The following is a 23003-nucleotide window of genomic DNA, read 5'->3' on the forward strand; positions in this document are numbered from 1 at the left end:
CTGTCAGTCGTCGGGTGTCGAGAGTCCTTGCTCGAAGCTGAACACGTGGTGCGGGTCGTAGTGGGCCTTGATGGCGTTCAAGCGGTCGACCCCGGTGCCCCAGTAGTCGATCCGGTAATCCACCGAGTCTGCGTTGGGGACGTTGCTATACGCCCCGGATACGTACGGCGCCAACGCTTCGTGGAAGTCGGCAACCCACTTCAAGCAGACGGTTGTCAGGGGGTCCGCGGTCGCGGGTGGTCCGCCCCTGAGCCCCCAGCCCGCCCCCGGCTCGGCGTAGAACAGTGCATTCCGATGTGCGAATGCCGAACCACCAACCGGCTCGGAATTCTCGACTTCGCCGCCGAATGCGTTGGCGAAGTAATTGCATTGCGGCGTAGGAGCATTCGACATGAAGGTGCAGATCAGATCGATTGCCTCTCGCGGGAATGGGGTCGACGCGAATTGGGACAGGAACTTCCAGTTGGCGGGTTCGTCGGCGGTCGGAATTTGAAACGCCGTGTAATTGTCCACCCAGCTCGCGTCCGTCATGGTGATCTCGGGTGCGCCAACGGCCAAGATCGGGGCGAGCAGCTCCCGGGCTTCCGCTTTCGAGCCCGACACCAGCACGCCCAGCACCTGCACTGCGTCGCGGCTGATCTCGATCTGGCTCGTCAGTCGGCTGTCCGTCGCCGGAGCCGATCGCTGCCAGACGTCGAAGACAGCGGGCAAGTAGTCGAGCCCCGGCCAGGTCGCCGTGACGTAGATGGTCTGCGTCAACGGATGCACCCGATAGGTCAGAGACGTGACGACCCCGAAGTTGCCGTTGCCTGCACCCCGCAGCGCCCAGAGCAGATCCGTATGGTGCGCTTCGTCGGCGACGATCACCTCGGCGCCACCATCATCGGCAGGGACGACGATCTCGGCGGCAAGTAGGTTGTCAGAAGCCATTCCGAAGATGCGGGTCAGCAACCCGAAGCCGCCACCCAGGGTTGCTCCGACCAGACCGACGGTTCCCTCGGTACCCGTCGGTGCCGCGAAACCTTCTCGCCCCAAGGCTGTCACGGCTTCGAGCTGGTTGAGACCGGCCCCCACCGTCGCCGTCTGCGCCTCGACGTCGAGCGATACCGACTTCATCTCGCTGACGTCGATCACGATGCCGTCGTCGACACTGGACCAGCCTTCGAGGCAGTGTCCGCCACTACGCACCCGGACGGGAACTTCGTGACGGCGAGCCCACGTGAGTGCGTTCACGACGTCGGCCGTCTCCTGCGTGTACACGACGACCTGCGGACTGTGGGCGAACAGCAGGTTCCATCCGGCGCTGGCTTCCGGGTAGTCGGTGTCGCCTCGTCGGATGACCCGGCCGGTCAACGCGTCGGAGGACGAACTCTGCGGCCTCATTCGGTCGACTCGACAACAGCATCGACGGCGTCGCCACCGGACGGCTCGGTCTCGAGAACTTCTCGATTGAAGATCATCATCTTGGCGAAGTAGAGCCCGCCCAGCAGGATGAGACCGGCGACGATGACATTGGACGCCGTGGAATCACCGGGGGTGACAAGAACGAACAAAGCAAACACCACCCAGATCAGGGCCGCCACGGCGATCGGCACTTCGAAGCGTCCCAGACTGAAGCCGCCCTCTTTGCGCTCCAAGTGTTTCCGGACCGCGAGATAAAGGATGACGGTCGCGCCGTAGATGATGGCGGGCAGCAACGTCGAGGCGGTGATCAGCTTGAGCAACGCATCGCCGGGCAACACGAGCAGCAAGACCACGCCGACGACCAAGATGAGCAGGGTTGCGAAAATCGGTGTCTGGGTGCGCGGGTTGACCTTGCGCATCAGGCGGTGGGCCGGGAAACGTTCGTCTCGTGCCATCGCGAACGCTTGACGTGAGCACGCGGCCATGACGACCATGCCGGCTCCGAAGATCGCGAAGACGATGGCGGCCAGCAGTATTCGTTCCCAGACGGGGCCGAGTTGATCGCGGATGATGGCCGCGACGGGCGATCCACTCTTGCTGATGGCGTCGACGTCGTCGATCGCGATGGTGAGCGCGATGAGGAACAGGAATCCCGCCACACCCGCAGCGACCACGGAGGCGACGATGGCACGTGGCACGCTCCGGAACGGGTCCTTGGCTTCCTCGGCGAGGTTGGCTGCCGAGTCGAATCCCACCAGAGTGGTCAGACCCATGAGCATTCCGGCCGTGAGGCCGCCGCCGATCGCGAAGTAGGAGGTGTTCCCTTCGGTGATTCCTCGAGAGGTGAGGTTGCTGACCTCACCGCTGTCGGTGAACACGACGACCGCGATCAGCGCCACCACCAGGACTGCGACGATGGCGAGTTCGACACCGACAGCGCCCGAGGTGATGAGGCCCAGCAAGCGCGTGGACGCGATGACCAGCACAGCCTGGATGATCAGGATGACCACGGTGATGATCCGGGCGGTGTCCTCGTTCTCGTCCATTCCGACCAGCGGCATGAAGGCCTGACTGGCCAGCGCGCTGTCGAGCGCCACCACGGCGATGGCCAGGAACCAGAACGTGAGCCAGCCGAAGAGCCAGCCGATCTTGGGGTTTGCCAGTCTCGAGGCCCACTGGTACGACGACCCGCTGAGCGCGATCCGCGCCGCGAACTGTGCGACCACGAGCGCGACCAGGGTTTGGCCGACCACAGCGATCAACCACAGCCAAATGCCGACAGGCCCCGCGGTCACCAGCAATTCGCCGTATGTCCCGAAGATGCCGACTGCGACTGAGATGAATGCGAAAGAGATGGCGAAGACTTGGAAACTCCCGAGCGTGCGCTGCAACTCGGGACCGGAGTCCGGCGTGGAAGGCGGGGGTTCGGCATGGGAGTCGTCTGTAAGGGGTTTGGACACGCGGAATACCTCGATCATCGGGTGAGGGGATTCCGGGCTGCTGACCGGAACGTCGAAAGAATGCTAACCCGACTTACGGTAGTCTGCTGCAATCTTCACCAATAAGATCGATCGTGCGCCGATGTCAGTGGATCGGTGCCTCACTCAGGGTCCGGCGGGTGACGAACCGCCGCGGCAATCCCGACAGCGGATCGGTGAAATCCAGTCCCCGAGCGAGCAATTGCATCGGTAGTGAATGGTCGTCAGGTGCCTCGGCCAGCAAGTCGGGATACCAGGTGTCGCCTAATATCCCGATGCCGAGTGCGGCCAGGTGCACCCTCAGTTGGTGCCGGCGGCCGGTATGCGGGAGAAGAACCGTGTGCAGCACCGTACGACCGGAGGCACTGACGCCGGACCCGCGCACCTCGATCACCGTCTCGGAATTGGGTTCGAGTGCGTCGTCGACGACGACCCGCAGTTCCCCGCTCCGCGACGCGATGTGGTTGCGGTAGGTGACGGGAACCGGGTGTCCGGCAAGTCTCGGTGCATCTGCGTCCCACCGGGGTGGAAGGGCGGAGACCGCTTCGTACACCTTGGTGACCTGACGCTGTTCGAACAGAGTCTGGTACGCACCGCGGGTGGCGGGTCGGGCCGAGAACATCAACACCCCGGCCGTCGCGCGGTCCAGGCGGTGCATCGGCACCAGGTGCGGATTGTCGAGGCGGGTCCGGAGCCGGACCAGCGCGGTCTCCCGCAGATATCGGCCGCCGGGGGTGGTCGAGAGGAAATGTGGCTTGTCGATCACGACCAGGTCGTCGTCGATGTGCAGGATCTCCTCCTGCGACGACACCGGGGCCTCCGCCGGGAGATCGCGGTAATACCAGACGAAGGGTTCCGCGCCCAGTGGTGTGCGGCGGTCGATCGGACGGCCGTCGGAGCCCACGATCTCGCCATCGTCGAACCGGCGGTGCAGGTCGCGGGCGTCCAGGTGGCTGAATGTCGCGACCATGTACTCGGCGACGGTCGTCCACGGCCCGTCGGTCGGGATGCGCAGTCTCGTAGCTCCGACCCCGTTCCTGACCGGCAGCGGCGAGGGCATCGGCATCTGGTCATTCTGTCACCGACCGCGGAGCCATCCGAACCGTCCGCGGTTCCGAATCCAGGTCAGGGGGTACTCAGCTGGAGACAGAAGGCGAGGACTGGTCGGGATGATACGAACACGAGCACGTGTAGACGCGCTGCAGCCGTATCGGCGCTACGACGCGGCCGCGGATGCGAGCGCCGCGTTGGTGATTCGGCACTACTCGACATCGTTTGGTCTGGCCACGCGCTTGTTACGCGGGCAGGTCTGCCAAGACGTATGCAACATCTATGCCCTGGTTCGGGTTGCCGACGAAGTGGTGGACGCGCCGAGGCCCGGCCAGGACGGCGTGGACCGCATGGTCGAACTCGACAAGCTCGAGCAGGAAACCTACTCGGCCATCGAGTCGGGTTCGAGCGCCAACCTGGTGGTCCATGCGTTCGCTCGCAGCGCGCGTCGTGTCGGCATCGACCAATCGCTGATCGCTCCGTTTTTCGACTCGATGCGCACCGACCTCCAGCGCACAAAACACGACTTCGCCAGTCTTGCCACGTACATCTACGGCTCAGCAGAGGTGGTCGGTCTGATGTGCCTGCGTGCTTTTGTCGCCGGTGAGTCGAACCCGTCGGCGCGCTACGAAGAACTCGCACCCGGTGCCCGACGACTCGGCGCGGCCTTCCAGAAGATCAACTTCCTGCGAGATTTCGGCGACGACAGCGACGGACTGGGGCGTCAGTACCTCGTCGGTCTCAGGCCAGATGACCTCGACGAACAGATCTGGAGCAGCTGGCTCGACGACATCGAGATGGACCTGACCGCGAGCGCCGCAGCCATAGCCCACCTGCCGCGCGGCAGTCGTGTGGCTGTGTGTACGGCCCACGATCTGTTCGCCGAACTGACCCGGCGGCTGCGGGCCACCTCAGCGGCTGACGCCCGGCGACGAAGGGTGCGGGTGCCCACACCGGAGAAGGCACGCATCGCCGCCGCGGCTGCACTGCGCCGCGGCCGACCACATGATTTCGCAAAGGAGAATGGCCAGTCGTGACGGCAACATCGAAAAAGGTCGTTGTCATCGGTGGTGGTGTCGCAGGCTTGGCGACGGCCGCCCTGCTCGCCCGTGACGGGCACGAGGTCGACCTGGTGGAGAAGAACGACGACCTCGGTGGACGGGCCGGCTCCTGGGAGCACGAGGGCTTCCGGTTCGACACGGGACCTTCCTGGTGGCTGATGCCCGATGTCTTCGACCACTTCTTCGAGCTGCTCGGCACGACGACCGCCGAACAGGTCAGCCTGGTGCGTCTGGACCCTGGCTATCGGGTGTTCTTCGAGGGCATGGACGAGAAGATCGACATCGAGGGTGACGAAGGAAGGAACCGCGCGCTTTTCGAGAGCATCGAACCCGGTGCCGGAGCGGGCCTGACCTCGTACCTGGACTCAGCGCGCGAGGCCTATGACATCGCCGTCAAGCGATTCCTTTACACCAGTTTCGATTCTCCCCGTGCCTTTCTCGGGCGGGACGTGCTGCGCAACGCCTCGAAGCTGGCGGTATTACTCACCACATCGCTCGAGGCTTTTGTTTCGAAACGGTTCTCCGACCGGAGGCTGCAGCAGGTTCTCGGGTATCCGGCCGTGTTCCTCGGCTCGTCCCCCGAGCGCACCCCGGCGATCTATCACCTGATGAGCTGGCTCGACTTGGCGGACGGGGTCCGTTATCCCCAAGGTGGTTTCACGACATTCGTCGATGCGTTGGCCAGGCTGGCCACAGAGAACGGCGTGAGAGTGCACACCGGGACCTCCGCAACCGCGATTCTCACGCGTGCCCGGCAGGGTCGCTCAGGAAAGGGGCGCAGGCGCAGTGAGGTGACCGGCGTCCGAGTGAGCGATCACGGTGGCGCAGAGCGCGAGCTCTCTGCCGACGTCGTCATCGGTGCAGCTGATCTGCACCATGTGGAAACCCGGCTGCTGCCGACGAACCTGCAGACCTTCCCGGAGAAGTGGTGGGACAAGGCAACATCCGGTCCGGGCGCGGTGCTGGCCTATCTGGGTGTCCGGGGCAGCGTTCCCGAACTGGCGCACCATTCGCTGTTCTTCACAGACGATTGGTCGACGAACTTCGACGCGATCTTCGAGTCGCCGACTCACATGCCCGATCCTGCATCGCTGTACGTGTGCCGGCCCTCCGCCACGGACGATTCGGTGGCTCCTGCGGACCACGAGAACATCTTCATTCTGGTGCCCTCACCCCCGGATCCCGGTCTCGGGCACGGGGGAGTGGATGGCACGGGTGCTCCCGACGTCGAGAAGGTCGTCGACCAAGCGATCACGACGGTCGCGGAGTGGGCGCGCATCCCGGATCTCGCGGAGCGGGTCGTGGTGCGGCGCTCGGTGGGTCCGGCCGACTTCGTCGACAACGTCAACTCCTGGTCAGGTGGTGCGCTTGGCCCGGCACACACGTTGCGCCAGAGCGCGTTCCTGCGGGCCACCAACCGATCACGCAAAGTCGAGGGTTTGTTCTACGCCGGATCGAGTACCCGGCCCGGTATCGGTTTGCCTATGTGCCTGATCAGTGCCGAATTGATCCGCAAACGGCTGAAAGGTGACCGTTCGGTCGGACCGTCGAGCTGAATGCCGGCCCAGCCGAATGACATTCGCGGCTATTCACATGTCTTCGACGAGGCATCAAGCTCGACGCCACACGCACCGTTCGACCAAAGCGGTCAGTGCGGCCCGGGTGAGGTCGTCGACGGGTAGGTACTCCAAGATCTCCATGGCGTTGCCCGTCAGCTCGCCGATCTTGTCCTCGACGGCGGCGTCGGCCCCCGTGTCGGTGAGCACCGACCGCACCGCCTCGAGATCAGCGTCCCCGACTGCAGGGTTACCGAGAGCGTGTCGGAGTATCTCCTTCTGGGACTTGCTTGCCCGGGACTCGGCAACGGCCATCAGCAGAGTTCTCTTGCCCTCCCGGATATCGTCGAGGGCGGGTTTGCCGGTGACCTGAGGGTCGCCGAAGACACCGAGAAGGTCGTCGCGAAGCTGGAAGGCTGCGCCGGCGGTCAGTCCGATCTGGTCGTAGAGGTGGAGCAGTTCGTCGTCACCTCCGGCAATGGCCGCGCCGAGACAGAGCGGATGGCTGATCGTGTACTTCGCGCTCTTCAGTTCGAGGATGAGGTCGGTGCGCCGGCGCGAGGTGGTGGCCTCGGTTTGGCTGAGCATGTCCAGGTACTGGCCGGCGTAGGCTTCGTCGCGCATCTGCGACCACATGGCCCGGACAGTGCGACGTGTCCGGGAGTCCAGCGAGTCGGTGGACATCGCCGCCAGGTCGTCGGACCACGACAGACACATGTCACCCACCAGAATGGCGGCGGCGGAACCGTGGTTGTCGGCGTCCCCGAGTCGCTGCTCGTGGGTGTGCTCGTCGGCGAACTGGCGGTGCACCGTGGGGAGTCCGCGACGGGTGTCACTTTTGTCCATCAGATCGTCGTGGATCAGCGCAGCGAGATGGAAGAGCTCGATCGCGGCGGCAATCTCGGGCACGCCCTCGACCAGATCGCCTCCGGTTGCGCCGTACGACCCCCACATGCAGAACTGAGCGCGGATCCGCTTCCCGCGATCGAGCATGTCCGCGATCGCTGTCGTCAACGAGGTGACCTCGGCACTCATCTCACCCATCGCCTCGGAGTGTCCGGCGACGTGCGACGTCAAGACGTCGCTCACGGAGTCCAAGAACGTACGGTTCCGTTCCTCGACCAGGCCGTTTGTGATCGGCGCCGCGTGCTGGTCAATCGACATCATCTGACGTCCTTCGTTCCGGCGTAAGTTCAGTTACCAAAGGGGTGCTCAACTCCTTCGGAGCCGCCTACCGGATCGGATGGGTCCGGTGATGGGAGAAACTTTCGCCGAACTCGGGTGGGCTCCGCCGAACACCGGCGCGGTAGGGGGCGGACTGGTTCCGCGCGGACGATCTGAGCCCACGTGTGTCGCGTCAGTCGGTGACCGGCGGGTTGCGTGGATAGGGATCAACCGAGCCGGAGCGCAGCGCCGTTGCACGGCTGACCACCTGTTCGATGGTGACCACCGTTCGCCGGCCGGTGTGCCCGTCGTCGCCGGGCATGGCCGGCTTCGCGGACCATTCGGTCTGTACGCTGCCGCTGACGTGTAGGTACCGGCCGGTGTCGAAGTCGATGAACAACAACGCTGCTTCCGGGTCGACTTCGAAGTTTCCCAGTGTGTTGAACATGTTGTTGCCGGGGTAGTCGGGCCACCACAGGTTGCGGGGACCTTCAACCCGGACGAACCCGGGTGGTCCGCCGCGGTGAGAGGTGTCGGTGCCCCGGATCGGATGGGTGCTGCCCACGAGAAAGGTGTCCGCGGTGCGGATCAGATCCAGGTCGGCGGCTGCCGCGCTCTGGCCGCGGCGTATATCGGAGCTACTGCCGGTGTTTACTGTCCCGTCGTTCTCTGTACCCACCTCCCGATGCTGGATGTATTGGGGGCAGTTGCCGTACGCCTGCTCGACGTCGATGGACAGCCTGCTGTCCGTCGCGGAGGTGAGCGTTCCGTTGATGCGCACTCGTCGTCGCGTGGCGAAGTCTATGACGAGAAGTCCGACGGGCTGGCCAGGTGCGAGTCGATGCAGCGGGTCGCCGAGGGCGGGGGAATCGTCGATGGTCAGGGTCGTCGACGTGGCGGCAGCAAGGAACCCGGGAGCGCCGGTCAGTGCTGTGGTCCAGAGCCTGCCGTCTGTGTCGCGAGCGGTGATGGCGGCGAAGGTTCGCGCGCTGAGGAACTGGGCGAGGCCGCCGCTGAGTTCACCAGGGTCGAGCATCCCCTCGAACCTGGCTGCCTGGGTGCTCACTCCGGCACGATGTTGCACCGCCAGTTCGCCTTCGTGGAACCCGGTGGGTGATGGTCGAAGGTGCTCATGGCGTCCGATCATAAAGACACGGTCAGTCCTCGATCGTCAGCGCCGATTTGGGACAGCTGGTGACCACGAGTCGCATTTCTTCGCGCCGATCGGCCGGAACGTCGGACTGTAGGACGACCAAATAGTCGTCATCGTCGAGATCGAACACATCTGGAGCCATGCCCACGCAGACACCATTGGACTCGCAGAGGTCAAAGTCGGCCTTGATCTTCATGGGTGTGTTTGTCCCTCCGTTGCTGGATCCTGGGGTTCACCAGAAGTGCTGTGCACTCGCACAGCTTAGCGGTGCTCGATACGTAGATGTCGAGAGTTCGGGCAGAACTGCCGGGGCAGCTCCGGGTCAACGCACAGATTGCCCGCTGTCGACTCGGATCGGCACCGTGTCGTCCCACGGCTGGCGCGTCACCATGTCGGCCACTCGCACCGAGCCACGTTCGAACTCGCCGGTCGCCGCATCGACCAAGCGGTAGGCCTGAGTTGATGTGTGGATGGGCTGGGCGTCCAGCAACACGATCCGGACCTCCCCGGGTTCGAAGTGACAGCGCTCGTGCAGCGCGCCGATGAGTTGTTCGTTGCTCAGGTGACCGTCGCCGAAGTTCCACCCCATGGCCATGCTGCAGATTCGTTCACCGTCGGTGAGCATGTAACTCTCTTCGGGATGGCCGGCCATGGCGCGATGAGCGAGGGTGAACAGGGCGCGGCCATGAGTGTTCATTGCGCGGAACGCGTACCCCAGATACAGCGGTATCTGCGCGCCTTCCTTGCCGTACACGCGCTCCAACTGTGCGGCGGGCATCGCGGCGATGGAGATGATTCCGTCTTCGATCTTCTGGGAGGCAGAAGGTTTGACGCACCAGAGGGTGGTGTCCCAGTTGCCCGCGTAGTACCGCATGCCGAAAAGAAACGAGATCTTGCTCGGGAACAGGTTTCCCAGGACGACGATACCGGCGACGACCACGAACAGGATTGCCACGGGGACAGGATTGTCGACATCGGACAAGCCGGTCTCGGCATGGCCGATGAACAGGGTGATCACGCCGAAGATCATGAAGACGTTCCACTCCAACGGAACTCCCATCGGTATGGCCGTGAGGATCCCCAGATGAAAACAGATCATGATGGTCGCGGCCACCGCCGTCAGCCATCCGCCGCCCGAGAAGAACAGAAGCAATGGAACGAGCATCTCGATCGCGGTGGATGTGTGGGCGAAAATGCGGGCGAGTTTGCCGGGTCTCAAGTCGTCGGGAAAGTGTTCGAAGAACTTTCGTTTGAGGTAGCGGGTTCTGACGACCGGACTGTTCGACATCATCGTCGCCATCACAAATGGGAAGTGCTTGTTGAGTTTTGACGTTGCCGCCCCGATCCAGATCACCAGGAAGACGAGCTTGGCCGCGACGACCATGTCGACGCCGCTGAACAAGAATGTGACGGTCAGTGTCGCGTACACCTCGCCGCGAGCGGCCAGGAAGATGGTCTTGTCGCGAAGGCCGACCAGCACCACGATGACGAGGATGACCGCGATCAGCCAGATGGGCAGCGTGCCGACTGCGCTGTCCAATGCTGGTATCGGGCCGGTGCCGTTGGAGAACAGCGCGATGGTGATCATCACCAGGAGCGCCGCGTAGAGCACCACGTCCACGGGGGTGCGGGTGTCGCCGGCCGTCAACGGAATTCTCGTGGGCCACGGCGGCTGGCGAATGGTGCTGGGACGCAACCAGTACAAGATGGATCCGAGTGGCGGGAAGAAGCGATTGTTGAGAGGCCCGAAGCCGCATCCGAGGCCGACGACCTCGAAGAGCATTGTGTACAGCACTATCTTCTGGAAGACGATCGGCTCGGTCCACCAGGCGCCGACGTTTGTGAAACCGTCTATCCCGTCGGTGGTGAGTACGAGGAGCCAGCCCACGAGGACGTATAGAACAATCTTGACCACGTAGAACAGGTGGAGCACCACCGGAGTGCCGAAACCTATCTCGGCCCAGTGTTGTGCCATGGGGCGAATCTTTTCCGCCCGGGTTCCTTTACTCCATTCGGCAAGGTCGACGACCGGTAAATCGGGTTTGAGGAAACCCATCAGAAGAACCCCTTTCGTGACACCGACGAAAAGTTGTGCCACAGTGCGCCCGCGCCGCGCACTCCATTCTCGAACAATGGGTAGTAGTCGTTCGCCGGCCGCGATGGCCCGGGCTGCCCGATTGACCAGAGCCTGTGTTTGCTCACCTTCGGTTGCGGAGCGAGTGTTGAATTGGGCGCGCCGCGAATACATCCAGACATGTGTCTGGATGCTATTCCATCTGGGATGCGCGACGAGGCCGAATCGGCGCGATTTCGATGATGTGCTGTCGGTCGAACCAAGGGCCGGATCGAGCATCGCCAAAACGTCGCTTCATCGGATCTGGGGGCGTAAGCCGGGTTAGCCTTTTGTCTACGTTCCGACCACCTGGCGCGGGATGCCCTCCACAACACAAGGTGAGGTCCCAAGGTGGCACAGTCCCCGGCCGACGACCCGACGTCGAACAATCCGCCGCACGTCGGCAACTCCGACACCGAGCTGAAGCGAACCCTCGGAGGTTTCCAGGTTTTCGCGATCTCGTTCGCGTTCATCTCGGTGGCGGTGGGCGTCTTCGCCACCTACGGGCAGGTGCTGACCACTGCAGGGCCTGTCGGAATCTGGCTGTGGGTGATCGCCGCGATCGGTCAGACGTTGGTCGCACTGGTGGTGGCCCAGTTCGCCGCCCGGATCGCTTTGAGCGGGTCCTCGTATCAGTGGGCCTCTCGGCTGGCCAATCCCAAGGTCGGATGGCTGTTCGGGTGGCTCACGTTCTGGTACCTGGCCACCGCAGTCGTGGCGATGGACAACGCGCTGGCGAGTCAGGCGTTCATGCCGCTGGTCGGGATGGATGAGAACGAAGACACCGCCCGGATCATCACGGTGGTGGTCATGATCATCCAGGTGGTGATGGTCATCGCCTCGACGCGGCTGCTCGGCCTGATCACATCGGGCGCGGTGGCGGCAGAGATCGGGATCGTCGTGATCTTGGTGCTCGCGTTGGCGGCAGTTGTGGTGTTCACCAGCAGCGGTGATGTCGGCAATCTGACCTCGCGTGGGGTCACCGAGGGCGAGGCCAACTACTTTGCGGTCGGTGGCGGTCTGATGGCCGGAATGTTGATGGGAATGACCACGCTCGTCGGATTCGACTCTGCAGCCAACCTCGCCGAGGAGGCCAAAGACCCGTTCCGTAGTGTGCCGCGCGCGATCGTCGGATCGGTCCTCGCAGCCGGGATCGCCGGACTGGTGTTCCTGATCGCACTCACCGTCGCGATCGAAGACGTGGAAGAGGCGAGCGCCGATGGCTCACCGGTTGCGGCCATCATCCGAGAACAGCTCGGACCGGTGGCGGAACGAATCCTGCTGGCGGTCATCGTCTTCGCCATCTTCGGCGGCGGGATGGTGGTAATGGCTGCCTGTTCGAGGCAGGCGTTTGCCATGGCTCGAGACGAACGTTTTCCTGCCCACAAGTTGCTGCGAAAGGTGAACCCTCGAACACAGACCCCGGTGTCCGCGACAATCCTCGTCCTGATGATCGGTGTGGCGCTGATGGTCTTGCTTCCTGGTGATGCCTTGATCGATCTGTTGGTCGGTGGCACCGTACTGCCGGCCATCATCTACGGCGGGATCGTGATCTTGTACCTGGTGGTACGAAAACGACTGGAGGTCAGGGAAGGTGGATTCAGCCTCGGCCGCTTCGAAGTCCCCGTCGCTGTCGTGGCGTTGATCTGGGTGGCAGTGGCGATCTTCGTTCTCGTGACACCTGAGGAAGCTCGTATCCCCGTTCTGATAGTGCTCGGCCTGGTCGCCGCGGGCGCGCTTTATTTCGTGAAATTGATGATCTTCAACCGAGGGGTCCTCGAAACGGAACCATCGGGCGGAGACGCAGTGCATCTCGACCCCGAGCCGGCCGGCTGATGTGCGGTGCCGCGTCGACTCGGCAGCTCAGTCTTTGTTGCCGTTGTTCTCTTTCGGCTTCTTCTCCTTGGTGTTCCCGTTCCCAGGGTTCGGCTCGGCCGGCGCCGGCGCCGGCGGTGGTGCGGTCTCGACGCTGGTGGGCGCTGCCGAAGGTTGGACACTCGCTGTCGAAGGTTGGACACTCGCTGACGACGGGTGAACGGTCGATGTCGACGGTTGAACACTGGAAGGAGCCGGGGTGGGGACTCCGTCATCGTCGCGGGTGAACAGCAGTACGGCCATCACTGCGACGAGGACAACGGTCAGGACGGCGACCAGGGCAGCGGCTTTCGGCAGGATGCGCGTGGCAGTTGCGGTGCCGGACGACGCGAGCGGCGCGGGACCGGAGCTGCGGGAGGCCGGCGTGTTGGTGAATGGTGTTGTCGCGGATAGTGGTTGCGCAACTGCCGGAGCGGAGGACATCAGCGCGCTGCGCATTGCATCGGCACCGGTGAATCGGGCGTCGGGTCGGTCGGCCATCGCTTGTTCGATCACACGGATGAGAGCAGGGTCCACGTCGGGCCGAATCGATGACAGCGGCTGAGGTTGTCGGTTCAGGATGTTCTGCGCCAACGACAGGATGTTGTCTCCGCCGAAAGGTCTACGCCCGGCGAGAGCCTCGTAACCGACGACGCCGACGGCGTACAGGTCGTCGCTCACGGTGGCAGGTCTGCCGGCGATTCGCTCGGGGCTCAGGTATGCGACGGTGCCGAGTACCTCTCCGGTCGCAGTGGGAGTTGTCTCGGCGGTCTTGGCGATGCCGAAGTCGGCGACCTTGACCGCCCCTGCTGCCGTGAACAGTACGTTGCCCGGTTTGATGTCACGGTGCAGGATGCCGGCGGCGTGGGCGGCCGAGACCGCTGCGAGCACATCGATCAGCACCGTCCGTACCCGCTGGGGTGACATGGTTCGTTCAGAGATCTCGTCCGAGAGGGTCGGCCCCGGTAAACGCTCCATCACGATGAAGGGGATCCCACGGTCTTCGCCACTGTCGTGCACGGCAACCACGTTGGGGTGATTGAGGGTGGCTGCGGTGCGCGCTTCGGTTTCGAAGCGCAGCCGGATGTCCGGATTACTCGCGAGCTCAGGACGAAGTACTTTCACCGCAACCGGACGCTGCAGGCGCTCATCCCAGCCGTCATACACCTCGCCCATTCCGCCCTGCCCGAGCAGGGCGCGGAGTCGGTAGCGCGCAGCGAGGATATCCGGGACGGGCATCTGGTTACGTTAGCGCGTGAGATGGTCATCGTCTGCCAGGCGCCGGCTGGGCCCGTGACGCACCGAGCGCCGTCCTGTCAGAACACTCGCAGATCGAGCCGCCGCAACAGTTGCGCATTCAGCGCGACGACAATGGTGGATGCCGACATCAGGATCGCGCCGACGGACATGGGCAGGACGAACCCGACGGGTGCCAGTACCCCCGCGGCCAGCGGTACCGATATCAGGTTGTAACCCGCTGCCCACCACAGGTTTTGCTTCATCTTTCGGTAGCTCGCCTTGGAAAGTGCGATAACCGAGAGTACGGACCGGGGATCGTCGCCGGCAAGGATGACACCGGCAGCGGCGACGGCGACATCGGTCCCCGCACCGATCGCGATACCGACGTCGGCCTGGGCGAGCGCGGGCGCGTCGTTGACGCCGTCACCGACCATGGCGACCTTTCGTCCTTCCCGTTGCAGCTCCTGGACTTTCGCGGCTTTGTCCTCGGGTCGTACCCCTGCGAACACCCGGTCGATTCCGAGGTCGGCGGCGACGGTCTGTGCCACGGCTTCGGCGTCACCGGTGATCATGACGACCTGAATTTGCAAGGCGTGCAGAGCAGCGACGGCTTCCCGTGACTCCGCTCGCACCTCGTCGGCCAGTCCGAGGGCTCCCACCACCTCACCATCGCGCAGGACGTGCAGGATGATCGCGCCCTCGTGGCGCCAGGTCTCGGCAACAGTGAGCTCGGCCTGGTGCGCTTCTTCGAGGAGTCTGGGGCCTCCGACCCTCACTTGGTGGCGCTCGACGGTCGCGCTGACCCCGACTGCAGGTGACGACGTGAATTCCGTTGCGACCGGCACCGTCAGTCCGCGCCGGTTGGCGGCGTTCACGATGGCCCTGGCGAGGGGGTGCTCGCTGTCGCTCTCGGCGGCCGCAGCAATCGCGAGCACGGTGTCGGTGCTGTATCCCGATGCGGCATCTATGGCGGTGACGGTCGGTTCGCCCTTGGTCAGGGTGCCGGTCTTGTCGAAGAGCACCGCGTCGACGGTGCGCATCGACTCCAGCGCCAGCCGGTCCTTGATCAGGACACCGCCCCGTGCAGCGCGTTCGGTGGCGATCGCGACGACGAGCGGAATGGCCAGACCCAGAGCGTGGGGGCAGGCGATGACGAGCACCGTGATCGTGCGGACCACCGCGTCGTCGGGCGATCCGAGCGTGGTCCAGACGACCGCGGTGATCACCGCAGCGGTCAAGGCGAACCAGAACAGCCAGGCAGCAGCGGTGTCGGCGAGTCGCTGTGCCCTCGACGACGAATTCTGGGCATCGGTGACCAGACGCCCAATGCCTGCCAACGTCGTGTCGTCCCCGATGGCAGTGACCCGGACTCGGAGTCCGGAGTCGGTGGCCACGGCCCCCGCGATCACCGTGTCGCCGACACCACGGCGTACGGTCCGCGATTCGCCGGTGACCATCGACTCGTCCATCTCTGCGGCACCATCGACGATGGTCGCGTCTGCGGGCACAGCGCCGCCGGGGCGAACGAGCACGATGTCGCCCACGAGCAGTTCCGCCGGCGCGACGACGGTGATCTGCTCACCGTCGACCCGTTCCGCCTGGTCGGGGAGCAGCGCGGCCAGCGAGTCCAATGCCGACGTGGTCTGGGCGAGCGAACGCATCTCGATCCAGTGCCCCAGCAGCATGATGACGATCAGCAAGGCCAGTTCCCACCAGAAGTCGAGTCCGTGATCGAGCAGATCCAGGCTCGCGCCCCACGACGCGACGAACGCCACGGTGATGGCCAAGGCGATGAGCAGCATCATGCCCGGTGCACGAGAACGTATTTCACCTACCACGCCGACCAAGAAGGGGCGACCGCCCCAGGCGTACATGACAGTGCCGAGCACGGGGGAGACCCAGACGAGGCCCGGGATATCGGGCAGGTCGTATCCGACGATCATCGCGAACATGTCCGAGAACGCCGTCACCGGTACGGCGAGCACCAGCATGATCCAGAACAGTCGCCGGAACTGGTTCACATGATCGGCGTGCCCCGCGTGCCCCCCGTGATCGCTCGGGCCTGGGTGATCGTCATGACCCAAGTGGTCGTGCCCGGAGGAACCTGGGGCGGTCGCATCGTTCATCATGTCGTGCTGGCTGTGCGTGCTCATGCCATGAACATATACCCCCTAGGGGTATCTGTCGAGAAGGTGTGGAGAACGAGGAGCGGCCAGGAACCGCGCGTCTGCGATTCCTGGCCGCTCAGTGTTGCCGCGTTACTTCTGCAGTGCTCTCATGGTCGCGATTTCGGCCTCCTGGCTGGTGATGATGTTCTGTGCCATAACCTTTGCCTCCGCGTTGGACCCTGTGGCCACTTCGGTCCTGGCCATCTCGACGGCACCCATGTGGTGGTCGATCATCATGGTCAGCCAGGCCTGATCGAACTCCGGGCCAGTTGTCGACTTCAGATCCGCCATGTCCTGGTCGGACATCATTCCGCTCATATCGCTGTGGTCCATACCGCCCATGTCGCCCATGTCGCCGGTCGCCGATGACGTGGGAGCGGGTTGGCCCCACGCCTGCAGCCATCGTGCCAATTGATCCATCTCCGGGCCCTGGGCGGTTTCGATCGCTCCGGCCAGGCTGATGATCTCGGGGTTGGTGCTGCGACCGCTGACCAGCCGTGCCATGTCCACAGCCTGGGCGTGATGCGGGTACATGTTGGTCGCGAACGTGACGTCGGCGGCGTTGAACTCCGTCGCAGCCTGTGCGGGCGTGGATGCTGCGGCCGAACTCGTCATCGAATGACCGGACGCGGACATCGAATCCATGTCGTGTCCGTCGTCGTCACTGCACCCTGTGATGGCAAGGACGGTAGCGACGGCGAGGGCGGACGCCGCCAACGTGAACTGGGTCGATCGTGAAGAACGCATGATCTATCTCCTCGAAAAGTGTTGTGAAACTACGACTGTTGCGCGGGGCAGACTGCCCGCGTGGCATGACTGAAGCGGCGATTCACCTGGTCGGGTGATCGCCTGTCAGATCCGCAGAATCGACAACTTCTCAAGTGTCGGCCCGGCCCACGGCGGTGCGCGGGACTGATGCCGCCGTACCACTGTGGGCCTGGACCGGGCGGCGTCGTTCTGATCGCTGTCCGGTGCGAGATGCCGGACCAGCAGCAGTGCCGCCACGACCGTCACCATGGCCATGCACATGCCCATGGCCATGCCGGAGGTGTGATCGGTTGCCGAAGACATCGTCGCCACGGCAGTCGCGGGAACGGCCGGGTGACTCATCGCGGTCAGTGATGCGTGTGAATGTTCAGCGACGGTCGGGGCGTCAAGCCCAGGGCCGGCGCCGTGGCGACCGGGAGGGTGGGTCATCGGCAGCGAATGCAGCAGCAGGACGCCGAACACAACGACAAGCGCTGCACTCGTTTGTGCGATCGGTGCCGATGCCATACTCATGCCTCCTTCCTCGGCGCAGTATACCCCCGGTGGGTATTGCGCCTGATGTTCTGGTTCAGATCGCAGTCGCACTGGCAGCATGGGCAACAGTGGAAGCTCATCATTCTCGCCGCTCGCGCGGCGTACGTTGACGACTGTGGCGATAGTGAGGGGGCACATGGTCGAGGCGGGCGGCCCGGTAGGCGAGGCCAACATTCGGTCGGTGCCGCTCGGCGCGGCCCAGACCGCCCTGTGGTACGCCCAGCAAGCACTCGGCGACACCCCGATCGCCATCGCCCAATACATCGACATCGCAGGCTCTCTCGACACTGACGCGCTGCGCGCGGCGACTGAATCGGCAGGTCGCGCGCTGGGCTCCACGATCAGCCGGATCGCCGTCCGCCATGCGCGGCCGGTATTGGTCCTGGATGCCGATGAGGGGCAGACTCCTTTCGAGGAAGTCGACCTGCGGAGCGCCGAAGATCCGGTTGCGGCGGCACACGCGACCATGGAGGAGTGGTGCCGCGCTCCTCTGCCACTCGATTCGGACCACCTGATCCGGTCGGCGCTGCTGCGGGTATCCGATCACCGCTGGTTCTTGTTCTCGCGTGCTCACCACATAGTGCTCGACGGATACGGCGCGTACGTCCTGCTCACCCGTATTGCCCGCAGTTATCAGGCACGCGTTGCGCAGGAGGCACCTCCGGATACAGAACCGCACCGTGGTCGTACTCCGATCGATTGCCAGCTGGCTCTTACCGAGTACGAGTCGACTTATCGTGCGTCACCGCGTTTCGGACGCGATCGCGAGTACTGGGCCGGGGTGCTCGATTCTCTGCCCGCGCCGGTGACGTTGGCCCGCCGATCGGGACCACCCTCGGTCGACCCCATCCGCGCAACCGGCCCCCTCTCGTCCGAGCTGGCGATTGCATTGTCCAGTGCCGCTGAGCGCCCGCTCCACAACAGGACCGCGATCGTCGTGGCCGCCTTGAGCCTGTACCTGGCCCGGGCATCAGGCCGGTCGGTGGTGGCGATGATGATGCCGGTCGCAGCGCGGGTGACCGGCACCCAACGGCGCAGCGCGGGTACGGTGTCGAATCTGGTTCCGCTGGTTGTCGATGTTCGGGACTCGATGACGCTGTCGGATCTGGTGGCTGCGGTCTCCAGCGCAGTCACAGGTGCGCTCCGGCATCAAACGTATCGCTACGAACAGATGCTGCGTGACCGCGGCGCTGTCAACACCGGAATGACGTATGTGGGCCCGGTTCTCAACATCTTTCCTGATCAAGACCTGGTAGATCTCGGTGAACAGGTCACCGCCGCGTACCACGTGCTGACCACCGGTCCGGTCTCGGACCTGAACGTGAACATCTACCCCAGCGGTGACGGGGGTTCGGAGACAATCGATATCGAGGCAAACCCGCTCTGCCACGATCCGTCGTCGGTGGTACAACACCGTGAAAACCTGATCGCGTTGCTCGGGCAGATGTGCGCCTCACCGGCAGACACACCGATCGGGAGAATCGGGGTCGCGGTGGACAATCATCGTGACGGAGCTGCGCCGCCTCCCTTCCGATCATTGTCCGAACTACTTGCCACGCATCGCCAGTCGACCCGGCCCGCGGTGGTCGATGCGGATACGGTCATGAGTCACTTCGATCTCGCGAACGCGGTCGATTCGTTGGCGAACACGCTGCGGGCGCGCGGCATCGGATGGGAGGACCGAGTCGCCGTCATGCTCCCTCGGAGCATCGCCGAAGTCATCGCCTTTCACGCGGTGGCCGCGGTCGGGGCCTGCTACGTGCCCATCGATCCCCGCTATCCGCGTGTGCGCCGGGAACTCGTGCTGATGGAGAGCGCAGCGGCCGTCATGCTCTGCAGCAGTACCACCCGTCTGGACAACCTTTCGGAGATCCGAACACTTCAGCTCGGACCAGGCGGAGAACACGATCTGCGCGTGGGTGGGCCGGCTCGCGCGGGCACACCGTCTCCGCATCGCGCGGCGTATCTCATCTTCACCTCCGGCTCCACCGGCACACCCAAAGGTGTTGTCGTCACCGACACCGGGCTCAGTGCGCTCGCGGCAGAAATCTGTCAAAGCTACGCCTTGTCACCGAATTCGGTGGTCGCACATATTGCTTCACCGGCGTTTGACACCGCTGTGGTCGAAGTGCTCTCTGCAGCGATCTCCGGGGCCGCCATGGTCATCGTTCCGGACACCATCGTCGGCGGCCCCGATCTGGCGAAGCATCTCACCGATCACGGGGTCTCCCATGTGCTGATCACCCCCGGGGTTCTCGCGACCCTCGATCCGGCCGAGATCCCCACGGTGACTCACATCGTCGTCGGCGGCGATGTCTGCCCTCCGGAGGTGATCGCGCGATTCGCCCAACGCGCCACTGTGCGTTGTGCCTACGGCCCCACCGAGACCACGTGCAGCGTGACAATGACCGATCCGTTGGTGCCTGAGGCGATGTCGGCTCTGCCGTTGCCGATCGGACATCCGATGGCCGGTGTACGGGTCCAGATCCTGGATCGAGATCTGCGTCCGGTACCACCGGCAATGGGAGGTGACCTCTACGTGAGCGGGCCCGCTGTGGCGCGTGGGTATCTCGACCGGCCCGGACTCACCGCCGCGAACTTTGTTGCCGACCCCACCGGTAGGGGCGGCGCACGTATGTACCGGACCGGTGATCGAGCCGCATGGCGGGCGGACGGGTCGTTGGACTTTCTCGGGCGAACCGACCACCAGGTCAAGATCAGAGGCAATCGCGTCGAACCTGCCGAGATCGATGCCGTTCTGCGTGCCCAGGCAGGGGTGAAGGCCGCGATCACGGTTGCCGTGCAGCATCGTCGGTCAACCGCGCTTGCCTCGTATGTCGTGGCGACGCTGCCGGCGCCAACCCGTAATGCCCTGCGCGAGAGCGTGGACGCCGAATTACCGGCGTACATGGTCCCCACGTCGATCACGTTCGTCGAGGAGATCCCATTGACGCCGGCGGGCAAGGTCGATCGGACGGCGCTTCCGGCCCCGTCGTACCTTGCATCCACTCCGTTCCGGCCTGCCGATGACGACGGAGAACGACGTGTTGTCGCCGCTTTCGAAGACGCCACCGGTGCAGCTGTCGTCGGCGCTGACGATGACTTCTTCGAACTCGGTGGGGATTCGTTGTCGGCGACCGGACTTGTCGCTCAACTGAACTCCGATACCGGGGCCTCACTGACCGTGCGGGACGTGTTCGAGTGCCGGACCCCGGCAGCGATGGCACTTCGGCTGGGTGCGCCCTCAGTAGAGGTGTCAACTCTGCGGAGCGAAGAACACCCCGGCCCGCACGTGCTCGCACCGCCACAGCGCAACGTCGACCTCAACGGTCCGGTCGCCGGCGCCCTGATCCCGTTCACCGTCCAGATTGCCGCGGAACTCGACCTTTGGGTGCTGAATCGGGCCGCGTTCACGGTCATCTGCCGTCACGCAATGTTGCGGAGTCGCTACGTCGACGGTGGGGTGGTCATCGACGGGGCCGACAGTACGGACATCGTTGTGCCCCTCACCGACCCGGATTCCGCAGTGGCCGAATTCCTCGATGTGGCAATCGATCCTGCGGTCGACCATCCGATACGACTCGGTATGTGTGTGTCGGCGGGAACGACCACGATCGCGGTGTCGGCACATCATCTTTTCGTCGACGGCTGGTCCCTTGGCATCATCGCCCGAGATCTGGCGGCTGCGTACTCCGAATCGATTGCGCATCCCGAACCGCCGCATCGTGACTCCGGCGCCGTCAACTATCTCGACTACACGAGTTGGGCCAACCGTCGCCTCGGCGACGTCGCCGACCCTGACTCGCTGCACCACAAACAGGTGGAGTTCTGGAGGTCGGAGTTGGCGTCGATATCGGGCCCCTTCCCGATGCCGAGTGACCGGCGCAGGCCTGCCACCTGGGACCCTGACGGCGCCCGCGTCCGCATCTGGTTCGACGACCTGTGGCCGTCCATTCGTTCGGTCGCCGCCGTTCACGCGGTATCGACCACGACGGTGCTCCGGGCGTCGCTGGCCCGAATGCTGTGTCGGCGTGCGGGGGCCGACGTCGTGGCCGTAGGTGCACTGACATCCGGGCGCATCGACAAGCGACTCGATGATGTTGTCGGCATGTTCGTCAACACCGTTCCGGTCGTGTGCCCGGCAGACCACGGTGATGTCAGCGCACACCTTGCGATGGTCGGATCGGCCGAGATGCGTGCGATGTCGAATGCCGATGTCCCGTTCGTCGACGTGGCCCGCGAGATGTGGCCGACGAACTCGGCGCATCCTCTGTTTCAGGTGATGCTGACTGTGGAGAGCGGTACACCGACAACCACATTGGTTGACAGGGCGATCCGCGGCGGACTGGTTGTCACCCCTCGGCCGCCGGCCATCGCGAAATGCGACATGCACGTAGCCGTCACCGAAGGTGAGGACGGCTACGTCGACGTCCTCTACCCGGTGACGATGTGGGAGGAGTCCACTCTGATCTCGATGGTGCACAGCTGGTTCGGCGATATGCATCGCTACCCGGGCGCAGTCGTGTGAGTCACCCGATCACGATCACCGGCTGCAGGTCGTGCTGAGACCAGGGCTGTGGCCGGGTCGGGCTGCGCTGCCCACACAAAAGCCGGCCGGTCCCACTCTCTGGTCAGAGAATCGAACCGGCCGGCTGATCCCGGCTTCGTCACCCTTGTTTCGGGCGGGTGAGTCAGTGCGCGCTGGTGAAGGCTTCGACGATTGCGGCGGGGATCCGACCGCGGTCGGACACCTCATATCCGTTCTGCTGGGCCCACTCGCGGATCGCTTTGGTATCGGTGGATCCGGCAGCGGCGGCCGGTTTCGATGCGGAACTGTGTGATGGGGACTTCTTGCGTCCACCAGTACGGCGCGACTTCGCGAGCAAGGTCGAGACGGGCAGGCGGCCGTTCTCGATACGATCGAGATTGGCTGTGCTGGTCTCGAATTCGTACTCGACGCCCAGCCAGGCCCACTGCACTACATTGACATCGTCTACGTCGAGGGGTTTGCCGTCGATGTCGTCGACGAATTCGAATCGAGTAACTGTTGCCACTTCGGCTGCACGTCCTTTGGGATTAGCGGGTGTCTGGTTCTTTGTCAACAATAGCGGGTCGGGGCGCTGATCTGTACTACGTTCGGTCGACTCTCCCGGTAACGGCAGAGTGAGTCGCTCGACTGGATATATGTTCGAGAGGGCAATCCACGACACCTCTAAAGCTTCTGAAACAACGCTGATTCTCAAAGAGGTTGTGCGGAATCAGTTTACGAGAACGCAGAGTGCACTCGACGTTTACTCATTCCGCAATCAAGATTGTTCCCGATCGTCAAATTGCGACATCGTGGGGACTCGGAAGTGACCACGATGCCGAGGTGAGTCGTTGCTCACGCCGTTCTTGCCGCATCGACATGATCGTTGCGCTCATGGTCAGTACCGGGGAGAGGCCAGGGAGACGCGGGGGA

The 23003-nt window shown here is 64.0% G+C and carries 16 protein-coding genes; 4 read left to right on the forward strand and 12 right to left on the reverse strand.

Going from position 1 to position 23003, the window contains the following annotated elements:
* Window positions 1-3 precede the first annotated feature (3 nt).
* From J3S28_RS22815 to J3S28_RS22825, 3 genes are all read right to left on the reverse strand, one after another.
* Window positions 4-1383, reverse strand: coding sequence for an FAD-binding oxidoreductase (locus J3S28_RS22815; RefSeq protein WP_207843216.1), 1380 nt, complete (start codon window positions 1381-1383; stop codon window positions 4-6).
* A complete protein-coding gene (locus tag J3S28_RS22820) occupies window positions 1380-2795 on the reverse strand; it encodes an APC family permease (RefSeq protein WP_237341997.1) in 1416 nt (471 codons plus the stop codon). The genes J3S28_RS22815 and J3S28_RS22820 overlap by 4 nt, the downstream gene beginning before the upstream one ends.
* Window positions 2796-2988: 193 nt before the next feature.
* Entirely contained in the window at window positions 2989-3948 is a 960-nt protein-coding gene (locus J3S28_RS22825) for a pseudouridine synthase (protein ID WP_207843220.1), read from the reverse strand.
* Between the two features lie 103 nt (window positions 3949-4051).
* Here J3S28_RS22825 and J3S28_RS22830 point away from each other — a divergent pair, with 103 nt between their 5' ends.
* Window positions 4052-4969 carry a phytoene/squalene synthase family protein gene (locus tag J3S28_RS22830; RefSeq protein ID WP_207843222.1) on the forward strand — a complete coding sequence of 306 codons (918 nt, stop codon included), beginning with the start codon at window positions 4052-4054 and terminating at the stop codon, window positions 4967-4969.
* Window positions 4966-6549 (forward strand): phytoene desaturase family protein, encoded by a 1584-nt coding sequence (gene crtI / locus J3S28_RS22835; RefSeq protein WP_207843223.1) that lies wholly within the window; start codon window positions 4966-4968, stop codon window positions 6547-6549. Before J3S28_RS22830 ends, crtI begins: the two co-directional genes overlap by 4 nt.
* A 54-nt stretch (window positions 6550-6603) precedes the next feature.
* On the opposite strand, the gene J3S28_RS22840 is transcribed toward crtI, so the two are convergent.
* The 4 genes from J3S28_RS22840 to J3S28_RS22855 form a co-directional block, all read right to left on the reverse strand.
* A complete protein-coding gene (locus tag J3S28_RS22840) occupies window positions 6604-7716 on the reverse strand; it encodes a polyprenyl synthetase family protein (RefSeq protein WP_207843224.1) in 1113 nt (370 codons plus the stop codon).
* Window positions 7717-7906: 190 nt separating this feature from the next.
* Entirely contained in the window at window positions 7907-8779 is an 873-nt protein-coding gene (locus J3S28_RS22845; RefSeq protein WP_307797347.1) for a pyridoxamine 5'-phosphate oxidase family protein, read from the reverse strand.
* 91 nt (window positions 8780-8870) lie between these two features.
* Window positions 8871-9062 carry a ferredoxin gene (locus J3S28_RS22850; protein ID WP_207843226.1) on the reverse strand — a complete coding sequence of 64 codons (192 nt, stop codon included), beginning with the start codon at window positions 9060-9062 and terminating at the stop codon, window positions 8871-8873.
* 126 nt (window positions 9063-9188) lie between these two features.
* Window positions 9189-10922 carry a DUF3556 domain-containing protein gene (locus J3S28_RS22855; protein ID WP_207843227.1) on the reverse strand — a complete coding sequence of 578 codons (1734 nt, stop codon included), beginning with the start codon at window positions 10920-10922 and terminating at the stop codon, window positions 9189-9191.
* Between the two features lie 408 nt (window positions 10923-11330).
* On the opposite strand from J3S28_RS22855, the gene J3S28_RS22860 reads away from it, so the two are divergent.
* Window positions 11331-12815: an APC family permease gene (locus J3S28_RS22860; protein WP_207843228.1), complete on the forward strand. Its 1485-nt coding sequence runs from the start codon at window positions 11331-11333 to the stop codon at window positions 12813-12815.
* Window positions 12816-12842: 27 nt separating this feature from the next.
* Here J3S28_RS22860 and J3S28_RS22865 read toward each other — a convergent pair whose 3' ends face one another.
* The 4 genes from J3S28_RS22865 to J3S28_RS22880 all read right to left on the reverse strand — a co-directional run bounded on the left by J3S28_RS22865 (window position 12843) and on the right by J3S28_RS22880 (window position 17521).
* Window positions 12843-14072: a serine/threonine-protein kinase gene (locus J3S28_RS22865; protein WP_207843229.1), complete on the reverse strand. Its 1230-nt coding sequence runs from the start codon at window positions 14070-14072 to the stop codon at window positions 12843-12845.
* Window positions 14073-14149: 77 nt separating this feature from the next.
* Window positions 14150-16225: a heavy metal translocating P-type ATPase gene (locus J3S28_RS22870; RefSeq protein WP_372436065.1), complete on the reverse strand. Its 2076-nt coding sequence runs from the start codon at window positions 16223-16225 to the stop codon at window positions 14150-14152.
* A 105-nt stretch (window positions 16226-16330) separates the two neighbouring features.
* Window positions 16331-16987 carry a DUF305 domain-containing protein gene (locus J3S28_RS22875; protein WP_207843231.1) on the reverse strand — a complete coding sequence of 219 codons (657 nt, stop codon included), beginning with the start codon at window positions 16985-16987 and terminating at the stop codon, window positions 16331-16333.
* A gap of 105 nt (window positions 16988-17092) precedes the next feature.
* Complete coding sequence (locus J3S28_RS22880) at window positions 17093-17521, reverse strand: DUF6153 family protein (RefSeq protein WP_207843233.1); 429 nt, start codon at window positions 17519-17521, stop codon at window positions 17093-17095.
* A gap of 136 nt (window positions 17522-17657) precedes the next feature.
* Here J3S28_RS22880 and J3S28_RS22885 point away from each other — a divergent pair, with 136 nt between their 5' ends.
* Window positions 17658-22070 carry a non-ribosomal peptide synthetase gene (locus J3S28_RS22885; protein WP_207843235.1) on the forward strand — a complete coding sequence of 1471 codons (4413 nt, stop codon included), beginning with the start codon at window positions 17658-17660 and terminating at the stop codon, window positions 22068-22070.
* Window positions 22071-22233: 163 nt separating this feature from the next.
* Here J3S28_RS22885 and J3S28_RS22890 read toward each other — a convergent pair whose 3' ends face one another.
* Window positions 22234-22596 carry a histone-like nucleoid-structuring protein Lsr2 gene (locus J3S28_RS22890; protein WP_207843237.1) on the reverse strand — a complete coding sequence of 121 codons (363 nt, stop codon included), beginning with the start codon at window positions 22594-22596 and terminating at the stop codon, window positions 22234-22236.
* Between the last annotated feature and the right edge of the window lie 407 nt (window positions 22597-23003).

It is taken from the genome of Williamsia soli (assembly GCF_017377795.1).
Lineage (GTDB): Bacteria > Actinomycetota > Actinomycetes > Mycobacteriales > Mycobacteriaceae > Williamsia > Williamsia soli.

Coding starts and splice junctions, on each gene's coding strand:
- J3S28_RS22815 (WP_207843216.1), bottom strand. CDS start 1,383: ATGAGGCCGCAGAGTTCGTCCTCCGACGCGTTGACCGGCCGGGTCATC.
- J3S28_RS22825 (WP_207843220.1), bottom strand. CDS start 3,948: ATGCCGATGCCCTCGCCGCTGCCGGTCAGGAACGGGGTCGGAGCTACG.
- J3S28_RS22830 (WP_207843222.1), top strand. CDS start 4,052: ATGATACGAACACGAGCACGTGTAGACGCGCTGCAGCCGTATCGGCGC.
- J3S28_RS22840 (WP_207843224.1), bottom strand. CDS start 7,716: ATGATGTCGATTGACCAGCACGCGGCGCCGATCACAAACGGCCTGGTC.
- J3S28_RS22850 (WP_207843226.1), bottom strand. CDS start 9,062: ATGAAGATCAAGGCCGACTTTGACCTCTGCGAGTCCAATGGTGTCTGC.
- J3S28_RS22855 (WP_207843227.1), bottom strand. CDS start 10,922: ATGGGTTTCCTCAAACCCGATTTACCGGTCGTCGACCTTGCCGAATGG.
- J3S28_RS22865 (WP_207843229.1), bottom strand. CDS start 14,072: ATGCCCGTCCCGGATATCCTCGCTGCGCGCTACCGACTCCGCGCCCTG.
- J3S28_RS22870 (WP_372436065.1), bottom strand. CDS start 16,225: ATGAGCACGCACAGCCAGCACGACATGATGAACGATGCGACCGCCCCA.
- J3S28_RS22875 (WP_207843231.1), bottom strand. CDS start 16,987: ATGCGTTCTTCACGATCGACCCAGTTCACGTTGGCGGCGTCCGCCCTC.
- J3S28_RS22880 (WP_207843233.1), bottom strand. CDS start 17,521: ATGAGTATGGCATCGGCACCGATCGCACAAACGAGTGCAGCGCTTGTC.